This is a genomic window from Pseudomonas sp. 5P_5.1_Bac1 (assembly GCF_025466015.1).
Taxonomy (GTDB): Bacteria; Pseudomonadota; Gammaproteobacteria; order Pseudomonadales; family Pseudomonadaceae; genus Aquipseudomonas.
The window spans coordinates 98,357-114,492 of record NZ_JANLNX010000006.1; the positions used below are offsets into that span (position 1 = coordinate 98,357).

At 56.6% G+C, this 16,136-nt stretch carries 12 protein-coding genes and 4 tRNA genes; all 16 read right to left on the reverse strand.

Going from position 1 to position 16,136, the window contains the following annotated elements; genetic code table 11:
- Window positions 1–147: 147 nt before the first annotated feature.
- Entirely contained in the window at window positions 148–4,347 is a 4,200-nt protein-coding gene (gene rpoC / locus NTD82_RS00965; protein ID WP_095160009.1) for a DNA-directed RNA polymerase subunit beta', read from the reverse strand.
- A gap of 64 nt (window positions 4,348–4,411) precedes the next feature.
- Entirely contained in the window at window positions 4,412–8,485 is a 4,074-nt protein-coding gene (gene rpoB, locus NTD82_RS00970) for a DNA-directed RNA polymerase subunit beta (protein WP_262127457.1), read from the reverse strand.
- Window positions 8,486–8,704: 219 nt separating this feature from the next.
- The gene (gene rplL / locus NTD82_RS00975; protein WP_054916699.1) at window positions 8,705–9,070 is read right to left on the reverse strand and encodes a 50S ribosomal protein L7/L12; all 366 of its coding nucleotides are present in this window, start codon (window positions 9,068–9,070) and stop codon (window positions 8,705–8,707) included.
- Window positions 9,071–9,148: 78 nt separating this feature from the next.
- Window positions 9,149–9,649 carry a 50S ribosomal protein L10 gene (gene rplJ / locus NTD82_RS00980; RefSeq protein WP_095160011.1) on the reverse strand — a complete coding sequence of 167 codons (501 nt, stop codon included), beginning with the start codon at window positions 9,647–9,649 and terminating at the stop codon, window positions 9,149–9,151.
- Between the two features lie 200 nt (window positions 9,650–9,849).
- A complete protein-coding gene (rplA, locus tag NTD82_RS00985) occupies window positions 9,850–10,545 on the reverse strand; it encodes a 50S ribosomal protein L1 (RefSeq protein WP_095160012.1) in 696 nt (231 codons plus the stop codon).
- Window positions 10,545–10,976 carry a 50S ribosomal protein L11 gene (gene rplK, locus NTD82_RS00990; protein WP_095160013.1) on the reverse strand — a complete coding sequence of 144 codons (432 nt, stop codon included), beginning with the start codon at window positions 10,974–10,976 and terminating at the stop codon, window positions 10,545–10,547. The genes rplA and rplK overlap by 1 nt, the downstream gene beginning before the upstream one ends.
- A 118-nt stretch (window positions 10,977–11,094) precedes the next feature.
- Window positions 11,095–11,628, reverse strand: a complete 534-nt coding sequence (nusG, locus tag NTD82_RS00995; protein ID WP_095160014.1) for a transcription termination/antitermination protein NusG — start codon at window positions 11,626–11,628, stop codon at window positions 11,095–11,097.
- Between the two features lie 9 nt (window positions 11,629–11,637).
- The gene (gene secE, locus NTD82_RS01000) at window positions 11,638–12,006 is read right to left on the reverse strand and encodes a preprotein translocase subunit SecE (protein ID WP_175653477.1); all 369 of its coding nucleotides are present in this window, start codon (window positions 12,004–12,006) and stop codon (window positions 11,638–11,640) included.
- A 45-nt stretch (window positions 12,007–12,051) separates the two neighbouring features.
- Window positions 12,052–12,127: transfer RNA gene (locus NTD82_RS01005), tRNA-Trp, on the reverse strand.
- A gap of 54 nt (window positions 12,128–12,181) precedes the next feature.
- Window positions 12,182–13,375, reverse strand: a complete 1,194-nt coding sequence (gene tuf / locus NTD82_RS01010; RefSeq protein ID WP_175653476.1) for an elongation factor Tu — start codon at window positions 13,373–13,375, stop codon at window positions 12,182–12,184.
- An 84-nt stretch (window positions 13,376–13,459) separates the two neighbouring features.
- Window positions 13,460–13,535 (reverse strand) — tRNA-Thr (locus NTD82_RS01015).
- A 28-nt stretch (window positions 13,536–13,563) separates the two neighbouring features.
- A tRNA-Gly gene (locus NTD82_RS01020) sits at window positions 13,564–13,637 on the reverse strand.
- 23 nt (window positions 13,638–13,660) lie between these two features.
- Window positions 13,661–13,745, reverse strand: a tRNA-Tyr gene (locus NTD82_RS01025).
- Between the two features lie 144 nt (window positions 13,746–13,889).
- Entirely contained in the window at window positions 13,890–14,306 is a 417-nt protein-coding gene (locus NTD82_RS01030; RefSeq protein ID WP_262127458.1) for a hypothetical protein, read from the reverse strand.
- A 7-nt stretch (window positions 14,307–14,313) separates the two neighbouring features.
- Window positions 14,314–15,057, reverse strand: a complete 744-nt coding sequence (locus NTD82_RS01035; protein ID WP_095160018.1) for a pantothenate kinase — start codon at window positions 15,055–15,057, stop codon at window positions 14,314–14,316.
- On the reverse strand, window positions 15,047–16,003 hold the full coding sequence (birA, locus tag NTD82_RS01040) for a bifunctional biotin--[acetyl-CoA-carboxylase] ligase/biotin operon repressor BirA (RefSeq protein WP_262127460.1): 957 nt from the start codon (window positions 16,001–16,003) through the stop codon (window positions 15,047–15,049). Before birA ends, NTD82_RS01035 begins: the two co-directional genes overlap by 11 nt.
- Window positions 16,004–16,136: the final 133 nt, after the last annotated feature.

The following is a 16,136-nucleotide window of genomic DNA, read 5'->3' on the forward strand; positions in this document are numbered from 1 at the left end:
CAGAGCCCTACCAAATTTAGGGGTACAAGAGTCTAAAGAGGATCTTGTACTCAGTCAAGACAAGGCCCCGGCTTACCGACTCCGGTCATCGGTGACAATTCATGTCACCGATGACTGAAGAAGATCCGCCGAGGCCCTGCCCTACTGTCAGTTACCGCTGGAATTCAGCGCTTCGGTCAGTGCGGCTTCCACCTCACTGGCACTTACGCGCAGCGGCTTGTCGGCATCACGGCGACGCTTGCGCTCGCTGTGGTATGCCAGACCAGTACCGGCCGGGATCAGACGACCCACGACCACGTTTTCTTTCAGGCCGCGCAGGTAATCGCGCTTGCCGGTTACCGCCGCCTCGGTCAGAACTCGAGTGGTCTCCTGGAAGGAGGCCGCCGAGATGAACGATTCGGTGGACAGCGAGGCCTTGGTGATACCCAGCAGCACACGCGAGAACTTGGACACGAACTTGTCGTCGGCAGCCAGGCGCTCGTTTTCGACCAGCACGTGAGTCAACTCCATCTGGTCACCTTTGATGAAGGTGGAGTCGCCAGACTCGCTGATCTCAACTTTACGCAGCATCTGACGCAGAATGGTCTCGATGTGCTTGTCGTTGATCTTCACGCCTTGCAGACGATAAACGTCCTGAATCTCGTTGACGATGTACTTGGCCAGCGCGCTCACACCCAGCAGACGCAGGATGTCATGCGGATCGCTCGGACCGTCGGAGATAACTTCGCCGCGGTTCACTTGTTCGCCTTCGAAGACGTTCAGGTGACGCCACTTCGGAATCAGCTCTTCGTACGGATCGGTACCGTCGTTCGGAGTGATGACCAGACGGCGCTTGCCTTTGGTCTCCTTGCCGAATGCGATGGTGCCGCTGACTTCCGCAAGAATCGAAGCTTCTTTTGGACGACGCGCTTCGAACAGGTCGGCAACACGCGGCAGACCACCGGTGATGTCACGGGTCTTCGACGTTTCTTGCGGGATACGCGCGATAACGTCACCAACACCGATCTGAGAACCGTCCGCCACACCGACCAGGGCGTTCGCCGGCAGGAAGTACTGTGCCGGTACGTCGGTACCTGGCAGCAGCAGGTCCTTGCCATTGGCGTCGACCATCTTGATTGCAGGACGAATTTCCTTACCTGCAGCCGGACGGTCTTTGACGTCCAGAACCTCGATGTTGGTCAGGCCGGTCAGTTCGTCTGTCTGACGCTTGATCGTGATGCCTTCTTCCATGCCCACGAAGGTCACGGTACCTTTCATTTCGGTAACGATCGGGTGGGTGTGCGGGTCCCACTTGGCGACGATTGCGCCAGCGTCGACCTTGTCGCCTTCCTTGACCGAAATCACCGCACCGTAAGGCAGCTTGTAACGCTCACGCTCACGACCGAATTCGTCGGCAATGGCCAGCTCACCGGAACGCGACACCGCGACCAGGTTGCCATCAGCACGCTCAACCTGCTTCAGGTTATGCAGACGGACCATACCGCCGTTCTTCACTTGGACGCTGTCGGCAGCCGAGGTCCGGCTTGCAGCACCACCGATGTGGAACGTACGCATGGTCAGCTGGGTACCCGGCTCACCGATCGACTGTGCAGCGATAACGCCGACAGCTTCACCGATGTTCACCTGGTGACCACGGGCCAGATCACGGCCGTAGCACTTGGCGCAGATACCGTAGCGGGTTTCGCAACTGATTGGCGAGCGGACGATTACTTCGTCGATGCTGTTCAGTTCGATGAACTCAACCCACTTCTCGTCGACCAGGGTACCGGCCGGAACGATCACGTCGTCGGTGCCTGGCTTGAACACGTCGCGGGCGATAACACGGCCCAGTACGCGCTCACCCAGTGGCTCGACCACGTCGCCGCCTTCAATGTGCGGCGTCATCAGCAGACCTTGCTCGGTGCCGCAGTCGATCTCGGTCACGACCAGATCCTGGGCAACGTCTACCAGACGACGGGTCAGGTAACCGGAGTTCGCGGTTTTCAACGCGGTATCCGCCAGACCTTTACGAGCACCGTGAGTCGAGATGAAGTACTGGAGTACGCTCAGACCTTCACGGAAGTTCGCAGTGATCGGCGTCTCGATGATCGAGCCGTCCGGCTTGGCCATCAGACCACGCATACCCGCCAACTGACGGATCTGAGCAGCCGAACCCCGGGCACCGGAGTCAGCCATCATGTACATCGAGTTGAACGATTCCTGCTCGACTTCGTTACCTTCGCGGTCGATGACTTTCTCTTTCGAGAGGTTGGCCATCATCGCCTTGGAAACTTCATCGTTCGCCTTCGACCACAAGTCGATGACCTTGTTGTACTTCTCGCCCTGGGTAACCAGGCCGGAGGCGTACTGGCTCTCGATTTCCTTCACTTCATCAGTTGCGGTACCGATGATGCGGGCCTTCTCATCCGGGATAACGAAGTCGTTAACACCGATGGAGACGCCGGAAATGGTCGAGTAGGCAAAACCGGTGTACATCAGCTGGTCAGCGAAGATCACGGTCTCTTTCAGACCAACCACGCGGTAGCACTGGTTGATCAGCTTGGAGATCGCCTTTTTCTTCATAGGCTGGTTGACCACGTCGTACGACAGACCTGGCGGCACAACCTGGAACAGCAGCGCACGGCCGACAGTGGTGTCGACGATACGGGTGTTCTTGACGCTGCCACCATCACGGTCGTTCACGGTTTCGTTGATACGAACCTTGATCTTCGCGTGCAGGGCAGCTTCGCCGGCGCGGAATACGCGGTCGACTTCCTGCAGGTCAGCGAACACGCGACCTTCGCCCTTGGCATTGATGGCTTCACGGGTCATGTAGTACAGACCCAGTACAACGTCCTGCGAAGGAACGATGATTGGCTCACCGTTGGCTGGCGACAGGATGTTGTTGGTCGACATCATCAGCGCGCGCGCTTCCAACTGGGCTTCCAGCGTCAGCGGCACGTGCACGGCCATTTGGTCACCGTCGAAGTCGGCGTTGTACGCGGCGCAGACCAGAGGGTGCAGCTGGATAGCCTTACCTTCGATCAGAACCGGTTCAAAGGCCTGGATACCCAGACGGTGAAGGGTCGGTGCACGGTTGAGCAGTACGGGGTGTTCGCGAATCACTTCAGCGAGAACGTCCCAGACCTCAGGCAGCTCGCGCTCGACCATCTTCTTGGCAGCCTTGATGGTGGTCGCCAGACCACGCATTTCCAGCTTGCCGAAGATGAACGGTTTGAACAGCTCCAGGGCCATTTTCTTCGGCAGACCGCACTGATGCAGACGCAGGGTCGGGCCTACGGTAATTACCGAACGACCAGAGTAGTCAACGCGCTTACCGAGCAAGTTCTGACGGAAACGACCCTGTTTACCCTTGATCATGTCAGCCAGGGATTTCAGAGGACGCTTGTTCGAACCGGTGATTGCGCGACCACGACGACCGTTGTCCAGCAGGGCGTCGACCGCTTCCTGCAGCATGCGCTTTTCGTTGCGCACGATGATGTCCGGAGCGGACAGATCGAGCAGGCGCTTCAGACGGTTGTTACGGTTGATTACGCGGCGATACAGGTCGTTCAGGTCGGAAGTCGCGAAGCGACCGCCATCCAGCGGAACCAGAGGACGCAGATCTGGCGGCAGAACCGGCAGAACGGTCAGGACCATCCACTCAGGCAGGTTGCCCGAGCCTTGGAAGGCTTCCATCAGTTTCAGACGCTTGGACAGCTTCTTGATCTTGGTTTCCGAGTTGGTCTGCGGAATTTCTTCGCGCAGGCGGCCAATCTCGTGCTCCAGGTCGATAGCGTGCAGCAGCTCGCGGACAGCTTCGGCACCCATACGGGCATCGAAATCGTCACCGAACTCTTCCAGCGCTTCGAAGTACTGCTCGTCGTTCAGCAGCTGGCCTTTTTCCAGGGTGGTCATGCCCGGGTCGATAACGACATAGCTCTCGAAATAGAGAACGCGTTCGATATCACGCAGGGTCATGTCCATCAGCAGGCCAATACGGGACGGCAGGGACTTCAGGAACCAGATGTGGGCAACCGGAGAAGCCAACTCGATGTGAGCCATGCGCTCACGACGAACCTTGGCCAGCGCGACTTCAACGCCGCACTTCTCACAGATCACACCACGGTGCTTCAGGCGCTTGTACTTGCCGCACAGGCACTCGTAGTCTTTGACTGGGCCAAAGATCTTGGCGCAGAACAGGCCGTCACGCTCAGGCTTGAACGTACGGTAGTTGATGGTTTCCGGCTTTTTTACTTCACCGAACGACCACGAACGGATCATCTCAGGCGAGGCCAGTCCGATACGGATGGCGTCGAACTCTTCGACTTGACCCTGGTTTTTCAGCAAATTCAGTAGGTCTTTCAAGGCCTTTCCTCCTGGCGGAGCAGGGAGCGGGCTTTTCAGCCACGCCCCCGATTCGCGTCACGTGTTATTCGGTTTCCAGATCGATATCGATACCGAGCGAACGGATCTCTTTGATCAACACGTTGAAGGACTCGGGCATGCCCGGCTCCATACGGTGATCGCCGTCCACGATGTTTTTGTACATCTTGGTCCGGCCGTTCACGTCGTCCGACTTCACTGTGAGCATTTCTTGCAGGGTGTATGCCGCGCCGTATGCTTCCAGCGCCCACACTTCCATCTCCCCGAAACGCTGACCACCGAACTGCGCCTTACCACCCAGCGGCTGCTGGGTAACCAGGCTGTAAGAACCAGTGGAACGCGCGTGCATCTTGTCGTCCACCAAGTGGTTCAGCTTGAGCATGTACATGTAACCAACGGTCACTGGACGCTCGAACTTGTTGCCGGTACGACCGTCGAACAGCACCATCTGGCCGCTCTCTGGCATGTCAGCCAGCTTGAGCATGGCCTTGATCTCGCTCTCTTTGGCACCGTCGAAGACCGGGGTGGCCATAGGCACGCCCTTCTTCAGGTTGCCAGCGAGCTCGAGGATCTCCTGGTCGGTGAACTCTTCCAGGTTTTCCTGGCGACCGCCGATCTCGTTGTAGATCTCAGTCAGGAAGCCGCGCAGTTCTGCGACCTTACGCTGCTCTTCGAGCATGCGGTTGATCTTCTCGCCCAGACCTTTGGCTGCGAGGCCCAAGTGGGTTTCGAGGATCTGACCAACGTTCATACGCGAAGGTACGCCCAGCGGGTTGAGAACCACGTCGACCGGAGTACCGTCGGCGTCGTGCGGCATGTCTTCGACCGGCATGATCACGGAGACCACACCTTTGTTACCGTGACGACCGGCCATCTTGTCGCCCGGCTGAATGCGACGACGGATTGCCAGGTAGACCTTGACGATCTTCAGCACGCCCGGAGCCAGGTCATCGCCTTGCTGCAGTTTGCGCTTCTTGTCTTCGAACTTGTCGTCCAGCAGACGGCGGCGATCAACGATGTAGGCCTGAGCTTTTTCCAGCTGTTCGTTCAGCGCATCTTCAGCCATGCGCAGTTTGAACCACTGGCCGTGTTCCAGACCGTCCAGGACTTCGTTGGTGACCACGGTGCCTTTCTTCAGGCCCGCACCACCATCGACTACCTGACCATTCAGCGCGGAACGCAGACGCTCGAAGGTCGCACCTTCAACGATACGGAACTCTTCGTTCAGGTCCTTGCGGATCTCGTCCAGCTGCATCTTCTCGATGGACAGCGCACGACTGTCGCGCTCGACGCCATCACGGGTGAAGACCTGTACGTCAATGACGGTACCCTTGGTGCCGGTCGGCACGCGCAGGGAGGTGTCTTTAACGTCGCTAGCCTTCTCACCGAAGATTGCGCGCAGCAGCTTCTCTTCCGGAGTCAGTTGAGTCTCGCCTTTTGGCGTGACTTTACCGACCAGGATGTCACCAGCGCCGACCTCGGCACCAACGTAGACGATACCGGCTTCGTCCAGCTTGTTCAGCGCAGCTTCACCGACGTTCGGGATGTCCGCGGTGATTTCCTCTGGGCCAAGCTTGGTGTCACGCGCCACACAGGTCAGTTCCTGGATGTGGATCGTGGTGAAGCGGTCTTCCTGAACAACACGCTCGGACAGGCAGATGGAGTCTTCGAAGTTGAAGCCGTTCCACGCCATGAACGCGATACGCATGTTCTGACCCAGTGCCAGTTCACCCATGTCGGTGGACGGGCCGTCGGCCATGATGTCGCTGCGCTTGACCACATCACCTTTGCTGACCAGCGGACGCTGGTTGATGCAGGTGTTCTGGTTCGAGCGGGTGTACTTGGTCAGGTTGTAGATGTCGACACCAGCTTCGCCGGTTTCAACTTCGTCATCTGCAACACGAACAACGATACGGCTGGCATCAACGGAGTCGATCACGCCGCCACGACGGGCCACGACGCAAACGCCGGAGTCGCGAGCAACGTTACGCTCCATGCCGGTACCTACCAGCGGCTTGTCGGCACGCAGGGTTGGTACAGCCTGACGCTGCATGTTCGAACCCATCAATGCACGGTTGGCGTCGTCGTGCTCGAGGAACGGAATCAGCGACGCAGCAACCGAAACTACCTGCTTCGGCGAAACGTCCATCAGGGTCACATCTTCAGGTGCCTTGACGGTGAATTCGTTCAGGTGACGAACAGCTACCAGCTCATCGATCAGTTGCTTCTTCTCGTTCATCGCGGCCGAAGCCTGTGCGATGACGTGATCAGCTTCTTCGATCGCCGACAGGAACACGATCTCGTCGGTAACCACGCCCTCTTTAACCACACGGTACGGGCTTTCCAGGAAGCCGTACTGGTTGGTGCGAGCATAGGCCGCCAGGGAGTTGATCAGACCGATGTTCGGACCTTCAGGGGTCTCGATCGGGCAAACTCGACCGTAGTGAGTCGGGTGTACGTCACGGACTTCGAAGCCTGCGCGCTCACGAGTCAAACCACCAGGGCCGAGTGCGGAGACACGACGCTTGTGGGTAATCTCGGAAAGCGGGTTGTTCTGGTCCATGAACTGCGAGAGCTGGCTGGAGCCGAAGAACTCTTTGACCGCGGCTGCAACTGGCTTGGCGTTGATCAGGTCCTGAGGCATCAGGCCTTCACTTTCGGCCATCGACAGACGCTCTTTGACCGCGCGCTCAACACGCACCAGGCCAACGCGGAACTGGTTCTCGGCCATCTCGCCTACACAGCGAACACGGCGGTTACCCAGGTGGTCGATGTCGTCGACGATGCCTTTGCCGTTACGGATGTCGACGAGGGTCTTCAGAACCTCGACGATATCTTCCTTGCTCAGCACGCCCGAACCTTCGATCTCGGTGCGACCGATACGACGGTTGAACTTCATGCGGCCTACGGCAGACAGGTCGTAGCGCTCGGCACTGAAGAACAGGTTGTTGAACAGGGTTTCTGCGGCGTCCTTGGTTGGCGGCTCGCCAGGACGCATCATGCGATAGATCTCGACCAGCGCTTCCAGTTGGTTGCTGGTGGAGTCGATCTTCAGGGTATCCGAGACGAACGGACCGCAGTCGATATCGTTGGTGTACAGCGTCTTGATGAGGACAACTTGAGCCTTGGCGATCTTGATCAGCAGCTCAGTGGTCAGCTCGACGTTGCACTCGGCAAGGATTTCGCCGGTAGCCGGGTGCACGATCGCCTTAGCGGTGGTGCGGCCCAGCAAGTACTCCATCGGCACTTCCAGTTGCTTGACGCCAGATTTTTCCAACTGGTTGATGTGGCGGGCAGTGATCCGACGACCTTGCTCGACAATGATCTTGCCGTTCTCGTCCTGGATGTCCATCACCGCGATTTCACCACGCAGGCGCTGAGGCACCAGCTCCAGGCTCAGCTTCTCGCCGGACACATGGAATACGTTGGTGGTGTAGAAGGCGTCCAGCACTTCTTCAGTGCTATAGCCCAGCGCACGCAGCAGCACCGAAGCCGGCAGCTTGCGGCGACGGTCGATACGGACAAACACGCAGTCTTTCGGGTCGAACTCGAAGTCCAACCACGAACCGCGGTAAGGAATGATACGAGCGGAGTACAGCAGTTTGCCGGAGCTGTGAGTCTTGCCACGGTCGTGGTCGAAGAACACACCTGGCGAGCGGTGCAACTGGGAAACGATTACACGCTCGGTACCGTTGATAACGAAGGTACCGTTCTCAGTCATCAGGGGAATTTCACCCATGTAGACTTCTTGCTCTTTGATGTCCTTGATCGCTTTGTTCGACGATTCTTTGTCGAAAATGATCAGACGGACCTTTACCCGCAGCGGAACGGCATAGGTTACGCCACGCAGTACGCATTCTTTGACATCAAAGGCCGGTTCGCCCAGACGATAGCCAACGTACTCCAGGGCAGCATTGCCGGAGTAGCTGATGATCGGGAAAACCGATTTGAAGGCCGCATGCAGGCCCACGTCGCGGAACTGATCTTTGGTCGCTCCCGCTTGCAAGAATTCACGATACGAATCCAGCTGGATGGCCAGGAGGTAAGGCACATCCATGACGTCCGGCAACTTGCTAAAGTCCTTGCGGATACGTTTTTTCTCAGTGTATGAGTAAGCCATCAGCGTTCCCCAGCTTGGTCACCTGCTTGTTTGGCCCCCCCCGGCGGGAGTAGCCAGAAAATCGTGCAAACCCCTTGGTTTGCGCCACCATCGTCGGTGGTTGCATCTCGTTATCGGCGCCGGCCTGACCGGCAGCCAATAACGGAAAAAGGCCGGTGGCAAGAGCCACCAGCCATCAGCCGTTTGCTTAACGCTTGGGCTGGAGTCGCAAAGTCGAAATTACTTAACTTCGACTTTAGCGCCTGCTTCTTCCAGCTTCTTCTTGGCGTCTTCAGCAGCTTCTTTCGAAACGCCTTCAGCTACGACTTGAGGAGCGGTGTCAACTTTCTCTTTGGCTTCTTTCAGGCCCAGACCGGTCAGTTCACGAACGGCCTTGATCACGTTGACTTTCTTCTCGCCGGCTTCAACCAGAACAACGTTGAACTCGGTTTGCTCTTCAACAACGGCAGCAGCAGCAGCTGGGCCAGCAGCGGCAACAGCAGCGGTAACGCCGAAGGTTTCTTCCATTGCTTTGATCAGCTCAACAACTTCCAGAACGGTTTTCTGGCCGATTGCTTCGATGATTTGTTCGTTAGTCAGAGACATGACTTGAATCCTGTATTGGGGTGACAGCCTACGCAGCCATCAAATTAAACGTATGATTTTGAAAGCGCTTTCGGTGCCTTAGGCAGCAGAAGCTTCTTTCTGGTCGCGAATGGCCGCCAGAGTACGAGCCAGCTTGCTGGTAGCGCCTTGAATCACGCTCATCAGCCTTGCAATGGCTTCGTCACGGGTCGGCAGCGATGCCAACACGTCGATCTCGTTTGCTGCGAGGTACTTGCCCTCGAACGCAGCTGCCTTGATCTCGAACTTGTCCTGACCCTTGGCGAACTCTTTGAACAGACGAGCAGCAGCGCCCGGGTGTTCGTTGGAGAAAGCAATCAGGGTCGGGCCGGTGAAGACGTCGTTGAGGACACTGTATTCAGTGTCAGCAACAGCACGCTTGAGCAGGGTGTTACGCACTACACGTACGTATACGCCAGCTTCACGAGCCTCTTTACGGAGTCCGGTCATTGCGCCTACAGTCACGCCACGGGCATCAGCCACGACAGCAGACAGAGCGACTTTGGCAGCCTCGTTGACTTCAGCGACGATGGCCTTCTTGTCTTCGAGTCTAATTGCCACGGGTTTAACTCCTGCTTGTTACCGTTTCATCTGGCCGAAGCCGGATGTCGTTTTGGTGTCTGATTCGGTAAGGAACCGGGAGCACCATCTGCGTAGGCTTTTGGTTTAAGGCTTGCGCCGCCTACGGTCTTGGATAGCCCCCGCCAGGCAGGGACCCCAATTTTTTCAACGATGGGGTGATTACTCACCCCGTCGTTTCATTACGCGTCCAGCGAGCTCTGATCGATGACCAGACCTGGGCCCATAGTGGTGCTCAGGGTAACGCGCTTGACGTAGATACCTTTCGAGGAAGCTGGCTTGATACGCTTCAGATCAGCGATCAGTGCTTCAACGTTTTCCTTCAGCTTGTCAGCTTCAAAGCCGACTTTGCCAACGGAGGTGTGGATGATGCCGTTTTTGTCGGTGCGATAACGAACCTGACCAGCCTTGGCGTTTTTGACAGCGCCAGCGACGTCTGGAGTCACGGTACCAACTTTCGGGTTAGGCATCAGGCCGCGAGGCCCCAGAACCTGACCCAGTTGACCTACAACACGCATTGCGTCCGGGGAAGCAATAACGACGTCATAGTTCAGGTCGCCGGCTTTCATTTCGGCAGCCAGATCGTCCATACCTACACGGTCAGCGCCTGCAGCCAAAGCGGCTTCAGCGGCAGGACCCTGGGTGAAGACAGCTACGCGGACAGTCTTGCCAGTGCCGTGAGGCAGCACGGTAGCGCTACGAACGACCTGGTCGGATTTACGCGGGTCAACACCGAGGTTGACAGCAACGTCGACGGACTCGCTGAACTTTACAGTAGAGAGTTCAGCCAGCAGCTTTGCTGCGTCTTCGAAGTTGTAGGCTTTGCCCGCTTCTACTTTAGAAGCGATCGCCTTTTGACGCTTGGTCAGCTTAGCCATTACACACCCTCCACGTTGAGGCCCATGCTGCGAGCAGAACCGGCGATGGTACGCACGGCTGCATCCAGGTCAGCAGCGGTCAGATCGGCAGACTTGGCCTTGGCGATCTCTTCCAGCTGAGCACGGGTCACAGTACCCACCTTGACGGTGTTAGGGCGCGCAGAACCGCTGGACAGGCCAGCGGCCTTTTTCAGCAGAACCGAAGCAGGGGTGCTTTTGGTTTCGAAAGTGAAGCTGCGGTCGCTGTAAACGGTGATGATTACAGGGGTCGGCAGACCTGCTTCCTGGCCCTGAGTACGGGCGTTGAAAGCCTTGCAGAACTCCATGATGTTCACGCCGTGCTGACCCAGAGCTGGACCAACGGGTGGACTTGGGTTGGCCTGGCCGGCCTTAACCTGCAGCTTGATGTAAGCCGTAATTTTCTTAGCCATGAGCTACTCCAATATCGGGTACAAGCGCCAAATGGCTCCCCGGTTTACTTGCGTTTTATCCCAGTGACGAAAAAACCCCGCAGCTCGCTGGCTGCGGGGTGTGGGATGCGTCGCTCAACTAGACCTTTTCGACCTGGCTGAACTCGAGCTCTACCGGAGTAGAGCGACCGAAAATGAGCACTGCAACCTGCAGACGGCTCTTCTCGTAGTTAACCTCTTCGACCGTACCGTTGAAGTCAGCAAACGGACCGTCGACAACGCGAACCACTTCACCCGGTTCGAACAGAGTCTTCGGCTTCGGCTTGTCGCTGCCGTCAGCAACGCGGCGCAGAATAGCCTCAGCTTCTTTATCTGTAATCGGGGCCGGCTTATCTGCCGTTCCACCGATGAAGCCCATGACGCGCGGGGTATCCTTGACCAAGTGCCAAGTCCCTTCGTTCATTTCCATCTGAACCAGCACGTAGCCTGGGAAGAATTTACGCTCGCTTTTGCGCTTCTGGCCATTACGCATTTCAACCACTTCTTCAGTGGGGACCAGAATCTCGCCGAAGCCTTCTTCCATACCAGCCAGCTTCACACGCTCAACCAGGGAGCGCATAACATGCTTCTCGTAGCCCGAGTAAGCATGCACAACATACCAACGCTTAGCCACAGGACACCCTTAGCCAACAATCAAGGAAATCAACCAGCCGAGCAGGGAGTCGAGCCCCCACAACAGCAGCGCCATGACCAGAACAACAGCCACTACAATAAGCGTGGTCTGCGTAGTCTCTTGGCGGGTTGGCCATACGACTTTACGAATCTCGGTGCGAGCTTCCTTAGCCAGCGCAAAGAACGACTTACCCTTCACCGTCTGCAGCGCAACGAAGGCGGCAGCAGCAGCAAGGACGAGCAGGACGATTACGCGATACAGGACTGGAGAGGCTGAGTAATACTGATTACCCACAACGCCCACGACCACCAAAGCAACAACAGCAAGCCACTTGAGCAAATCAAAACGAGAGTCTTGGGCTTCAGACTTGGAAGTCATACGGAAAGGTCCTGTGAAAAGAAAGCCAGATGCACGAGGCGAATCTGGCAGGTCAGGAGGGAATCGAACCCCCAACCTACGGTTTTGGAGACCGTCGCTCTGCCAATTGAGCTACTGACCTAAAAGCTTAATCAGGCCGACCAATATACCGGCCTGATAGAGTTAAATCAACTACTTATTCGATTACTTTAGCTACGACGCCGGCGCCGACGGTACGACCGCCTTCACGGATAGCGAAGCGCAGACCATCTTCCATCGCGATGGTTTTGATCAGGGTAACAGTCATCTGAATGTTATCGCCCGGCATTACCATTTCAACGCCTTCTGGTAGCTCGCAGTTACCGGTCACGTCAGTAGTACGGAAGTAGAACTGTGGACGGTAGCCTTTGAAGAACGGAGTATGACGGCCGCCTTCTTCCTTGCTCAGAACGTAAACTTCTGCGGTGAACTTGGTGTGCGGCTTGACCGAACCCGGCTTGACCAGAACCTGGCCACGCTCAACGTCGTCACGCTTGGTGCCACGCAGCAGAACGCCGCAGTTCTCGCCAGCACGACCTTCGTCCAGCAGCTTGCGGAACATCTCAACACCAGTACAGGTAGTGGTGGTGGTGTCACGCAGACCAACGATTTCCAGCGGATCCTGAACGCGGACGATGCCACGCTCGATACGACCGGTAACAACGGTACCACGACCCGAGATCGAGAATACGTCTTCGATTGGCATCAGGAACGGCTTGTCGATAGCACGCTCAGGCTCTGGGATGTAGCTATCCAGAGTCTCAACCAGCTTCTTGACAGCGGTGGTGCCCATTTCGTTGTCGTCTTTGCCCTCCAGCGCCATACGAGCCGAACCGATGATGATCGGAGTGTCGTCGCCTGGGAAGTCATAGGTGGACAGCAGGTCGCGAACTTCCATCTCGACCAGTTCCAGCAGCTCAGCGTCGTCTACCAGGTCAGCCTTGTTCAGGAAGACCACGATGTACGGAACGCCAACCTGACGGGACAGCAGGATGTGCTCACGGGTTTGTGGCATCGGACCATCGGCGGCCGAGCAAACCAGGATAGCGCCGTCCATCTGGGCGGCACCGGTGATCATGTTCTTCACATAGTCAGCGTGACCTGGGCAGTCAACGTGAGCGTAGTGACGCACTGCCGAGTCATATTCCACGTGCGCAGTGTTAATGGTGATACCACGAGCCTTCTCTTCCGGAGCGCTGTCGATCTTGTCGAACTCGACCTTGGCCGAACCGAAAACCTCGGAGCAGACACGAGTAAGCGCTGCAGTCAACGTAGTCTTGCCATGGTCAACGTGACCAATGGTGCCAACGTTAACGTGCGGCTTATTACGCTCAAACTTTTCCTTAGCCATCGACACCATCCTCTAACAGAAGAATTTAGCTGTGATACCAACCATTAAAACAAAGGCAGATATTTTCATATCTGCCTTGTTATATGGAGCTCTTGAGCGGATTTGAACCGCTGACCTCACCCTTACCAAGGGTGTGCTCTACCAACTGAGCTACAAGAGCTAAACACATGTTGCAAAAACAGCAAACTTGGAGCGGGTAGCGGGAATCGAACCCGCATCATCAGCTTGGAAGGCTGAGGTTCTACCACTAAACTATACCCGCGGAGCTTGCGGCTCTCGCTAAAATGGTGGAGGGGGAAGGATTCGAACCTTCGAAGTCGTAGACGTCAGATTTACAGTCTGATCCCTTTGGCCGCTCGGGAACCCCTCCTGAGCTTGGTTGGCATTTTCTATTTTTGCCCACCTACTGTCAAGCTTTTTCTCTTTAAAATCTTGAGGTTAGCTATTTGACAGCTACTTCGTAGGTCCACCACTTAGTGGTTATCCCTGTGAAGCGGGCGCCATTCTATGCAAACTATTCGACGGTTGCAATACCCTCGCACTGCATTATTTTACTCTTTAAGTCTTTGAAATCGCGGGAAAGAGTCGCAACCAAGGTTTCATCCAGCAAACGCTGGCTCTCAGACCTGATTTGAAGCCACCAACCCGGATTGTCAATTATCCTCCCCACCACTTTGCGGGATGAGATATCCAGGGCAGTCAACCGCTGCCGCAGCACCTCCAGCACTTCTGGCGTCTCCAGACCGCCGAGATACATGCACTGCTTTTCCGACTTGAGCTGCTCAGCCTCGCTCAAGAGACGAATATCCTGCTGGCTGCCCTTATAAAGAGAGAGCGACTCGACCTCTTTCGCCCTAAGCGGCGCTTCCTGCTGGTGCCAGATGTAATAGAAGACGTTCAGAACCAGGAATAAAAGAAACAGCCAACGCATACGCACCTCAGTCCAACGGACAAGCAATGGCAAGCCCAACAAAGACCAGATCGGGCACGATCCGAGCCATCGGTGCCACCTGGTGCACCAGTGCCGCATCACCGCCCGTTATGAACAACGCGAAGTCATCCCCCCAAAGCCGATGCGCCTCCTGAAGCTGCGTCAGGACAAATCCCTGCAGCATCAAGGTGCAACCACGCTCGACCGCCTCTACTGTAGAACGGCCCGGCTCAAGACATTCCAGCGCCTGCTCGGCCGAGGCACCGTCGTAGCGAATTCTACGAGTATGCGTGCGTAGCTGATTTCGCATCAAAGGCATGCCCGGACAAATGAATCCACCGAGATGCTCACCTGCGGCGGTGACAAAGTCCGAGGTGACCGCCGTCCCGAGATCAATGACTACACTGGCAGTCTTGGCGAGATGATAGCCACCCAGCAGTGCGAGCCAGCGGTCGAGCCCCAGGCGCTCATAATCCACATAACCATTCCGAACACCAGCCAGGCTTTTCGCCGGAACAGCCTTCTTGACCGTCAACCCGAATGCCGCGACCAGAGCCGACACCAGAAGCGACGTCTCCTCTTCACTACGCACACTCACCAGGCGGCAATGTTCTGGAGCCAGCCCTGCCTCGCGAACAGCGAGGAGCAAGGCTTCGTCCGAGTCAACCACGCCACCAAGGAGAACCACGCCACTCCCCTGAATAACGCGCCACTTGATAAAGCTATTCCCACAATCAAGCTCAAGAATCATCGCGCAACCTCAAGCTGAGTTCACCACCACTAAAGCTCTTTTCCACACCAGCAACCTGAAGGCGCAAAGCTCCCTGGCCATCAATACCCACCACAACCCCGTCGATACTGTTCACCCCAGCAACCAGCGACACAGCCCGCCCCTGCCACAGGTGAGCCACCTCCCACTCCTCTCGCATACTGGAAAAACCCTTCTCGCGGTGCCGGGCCAAATAGCGCTCGAGGTTATCGCAAAGCAATGCAGCCAAGGTGTTTCGGTCACTCATCCGCCCCGTCTCCAGGCTGACTGACGTCCAGGCCTGATCGACTTCCGCCTCGCGCATGTTGACGTTGATCCCAATGCCAAGCACGACATGACAGACGTCAGCAGGATCACCCACCAGCTCCAGAAGGATTCCGGCTATTTTACGATCATCTACCAGTACATCGTTTGGCCACTTCAAACCAGCCGACGCAACACCAATAGATAACAACGCTTGCCTGACCGCGAGCCCCACCACCAGACTGAGCCCTTCTAACTGGCGCATACCGCCCTCTATTCGCAAAACCAGGCTGAAATAGAGGTTTTCCGCGAACGGGCTTACCCAAGAGCGGCCACGACGCCCGCGACCTGCGGTCTGCCGCTCAGCCAGCACCAGGAAGGGCGCGGCTTGCCCGGCAGCAATCAATCGCAATGCCTCGGCATTGGTCGAGTCGATTTCATCATGAATCAATACCGGCCAGCTAATTCCGGCCGACGCCTGAGCAATGCTTTCTGCATCCAGCAGCAACAAAGGTGTCGACAGCCGATAGCCCCGCCCCCGGACTTTGTAGACCGTCAGGTTCAACTCGGACTCCAGGAGCTGCAACTGTTTCCACACCGCGCTCCGACTCACACCTAACGCCGCCCCCAAGGCTTCGCCCGAATGAAATCGACCATCTTTCAGGAGTTTTAACAACTTCAGCATGCCAATCTCGACTCACAATGAGGCAGGCATGATAGCCATGCACAAGGAGATTGCATAGAAAACAGAAGAGCACTAGATGGCGCAAAGAAGCAGCAAAGGAGATGTGTACCGGGAACAGGGCAAATAGCAGCTT

Excerpts from the sequence above, each read along its gene's own strand:
- rpoB (WP_262127457.1), bottom strand. The coding sequence starts at position 8,485 with ATGGCTTACTCATACACTGAGAAAAAACGTATCCGCAAGGACTTTAGC.
- rplL (WP_054916699.1), bottom strand. The coding sequence starts at position 9,070 with ATGTCTCTGACTAACGAACAAATCATCGAAGCAATCGGCCAGAAAACC.
- rplA (WP_095160012.1), bottom strand. The coding sequence starts at position 10,545 with ATGGCTAAGCTGACCAAGCGTCAAAAGGCGATCGCTTCTAAAGTAGAA.
- rplK (WP_095160013.1), bottom strand. The coding sequence starts at position 10,976 with ATGGCTAAGAAAATTACGGCTTACATCAAGCTGCAGGTTAAGGCCGGC.
- secE (WP_175653477.1), bottom strand. The coding sequence starts at position 12,006 with ATGACTTCCAAGTCTGAAGCCCAAGACTCTCGTTTTGATTTGCTCAAG.
- tuf (WP_175653476.1), bottom strand. The coding sequence starts at position 13,375 with ATGGCTAAGGAAAAGTTTGAGCGTAATAAGCCGCACGTTAACGTTGGC.
- NTD82_RS01030 (WP_262127458.1), bottom strand. The coding sequence starts at position 14,306 with ATGCGTTGGCTGTTTCTTTTATTCCTGGTTCTGAACGTCTTCTATTAC.
- NTD82_RS01035 (WP_095160018.1), bottom strand. The coding sequence starts at position 15,057 with ATGATTCTTGAGCTTGATTGTGGGAATAGCTTTATCAAGTGGCGCGTT.
- birA (WP_262127460.1), bottom strand. The coding sequence starts at position 16,003 with ATGCTGAAGTTGTTAAAACTCCTGAAAGATGGTCGATTTCATTCGGGC.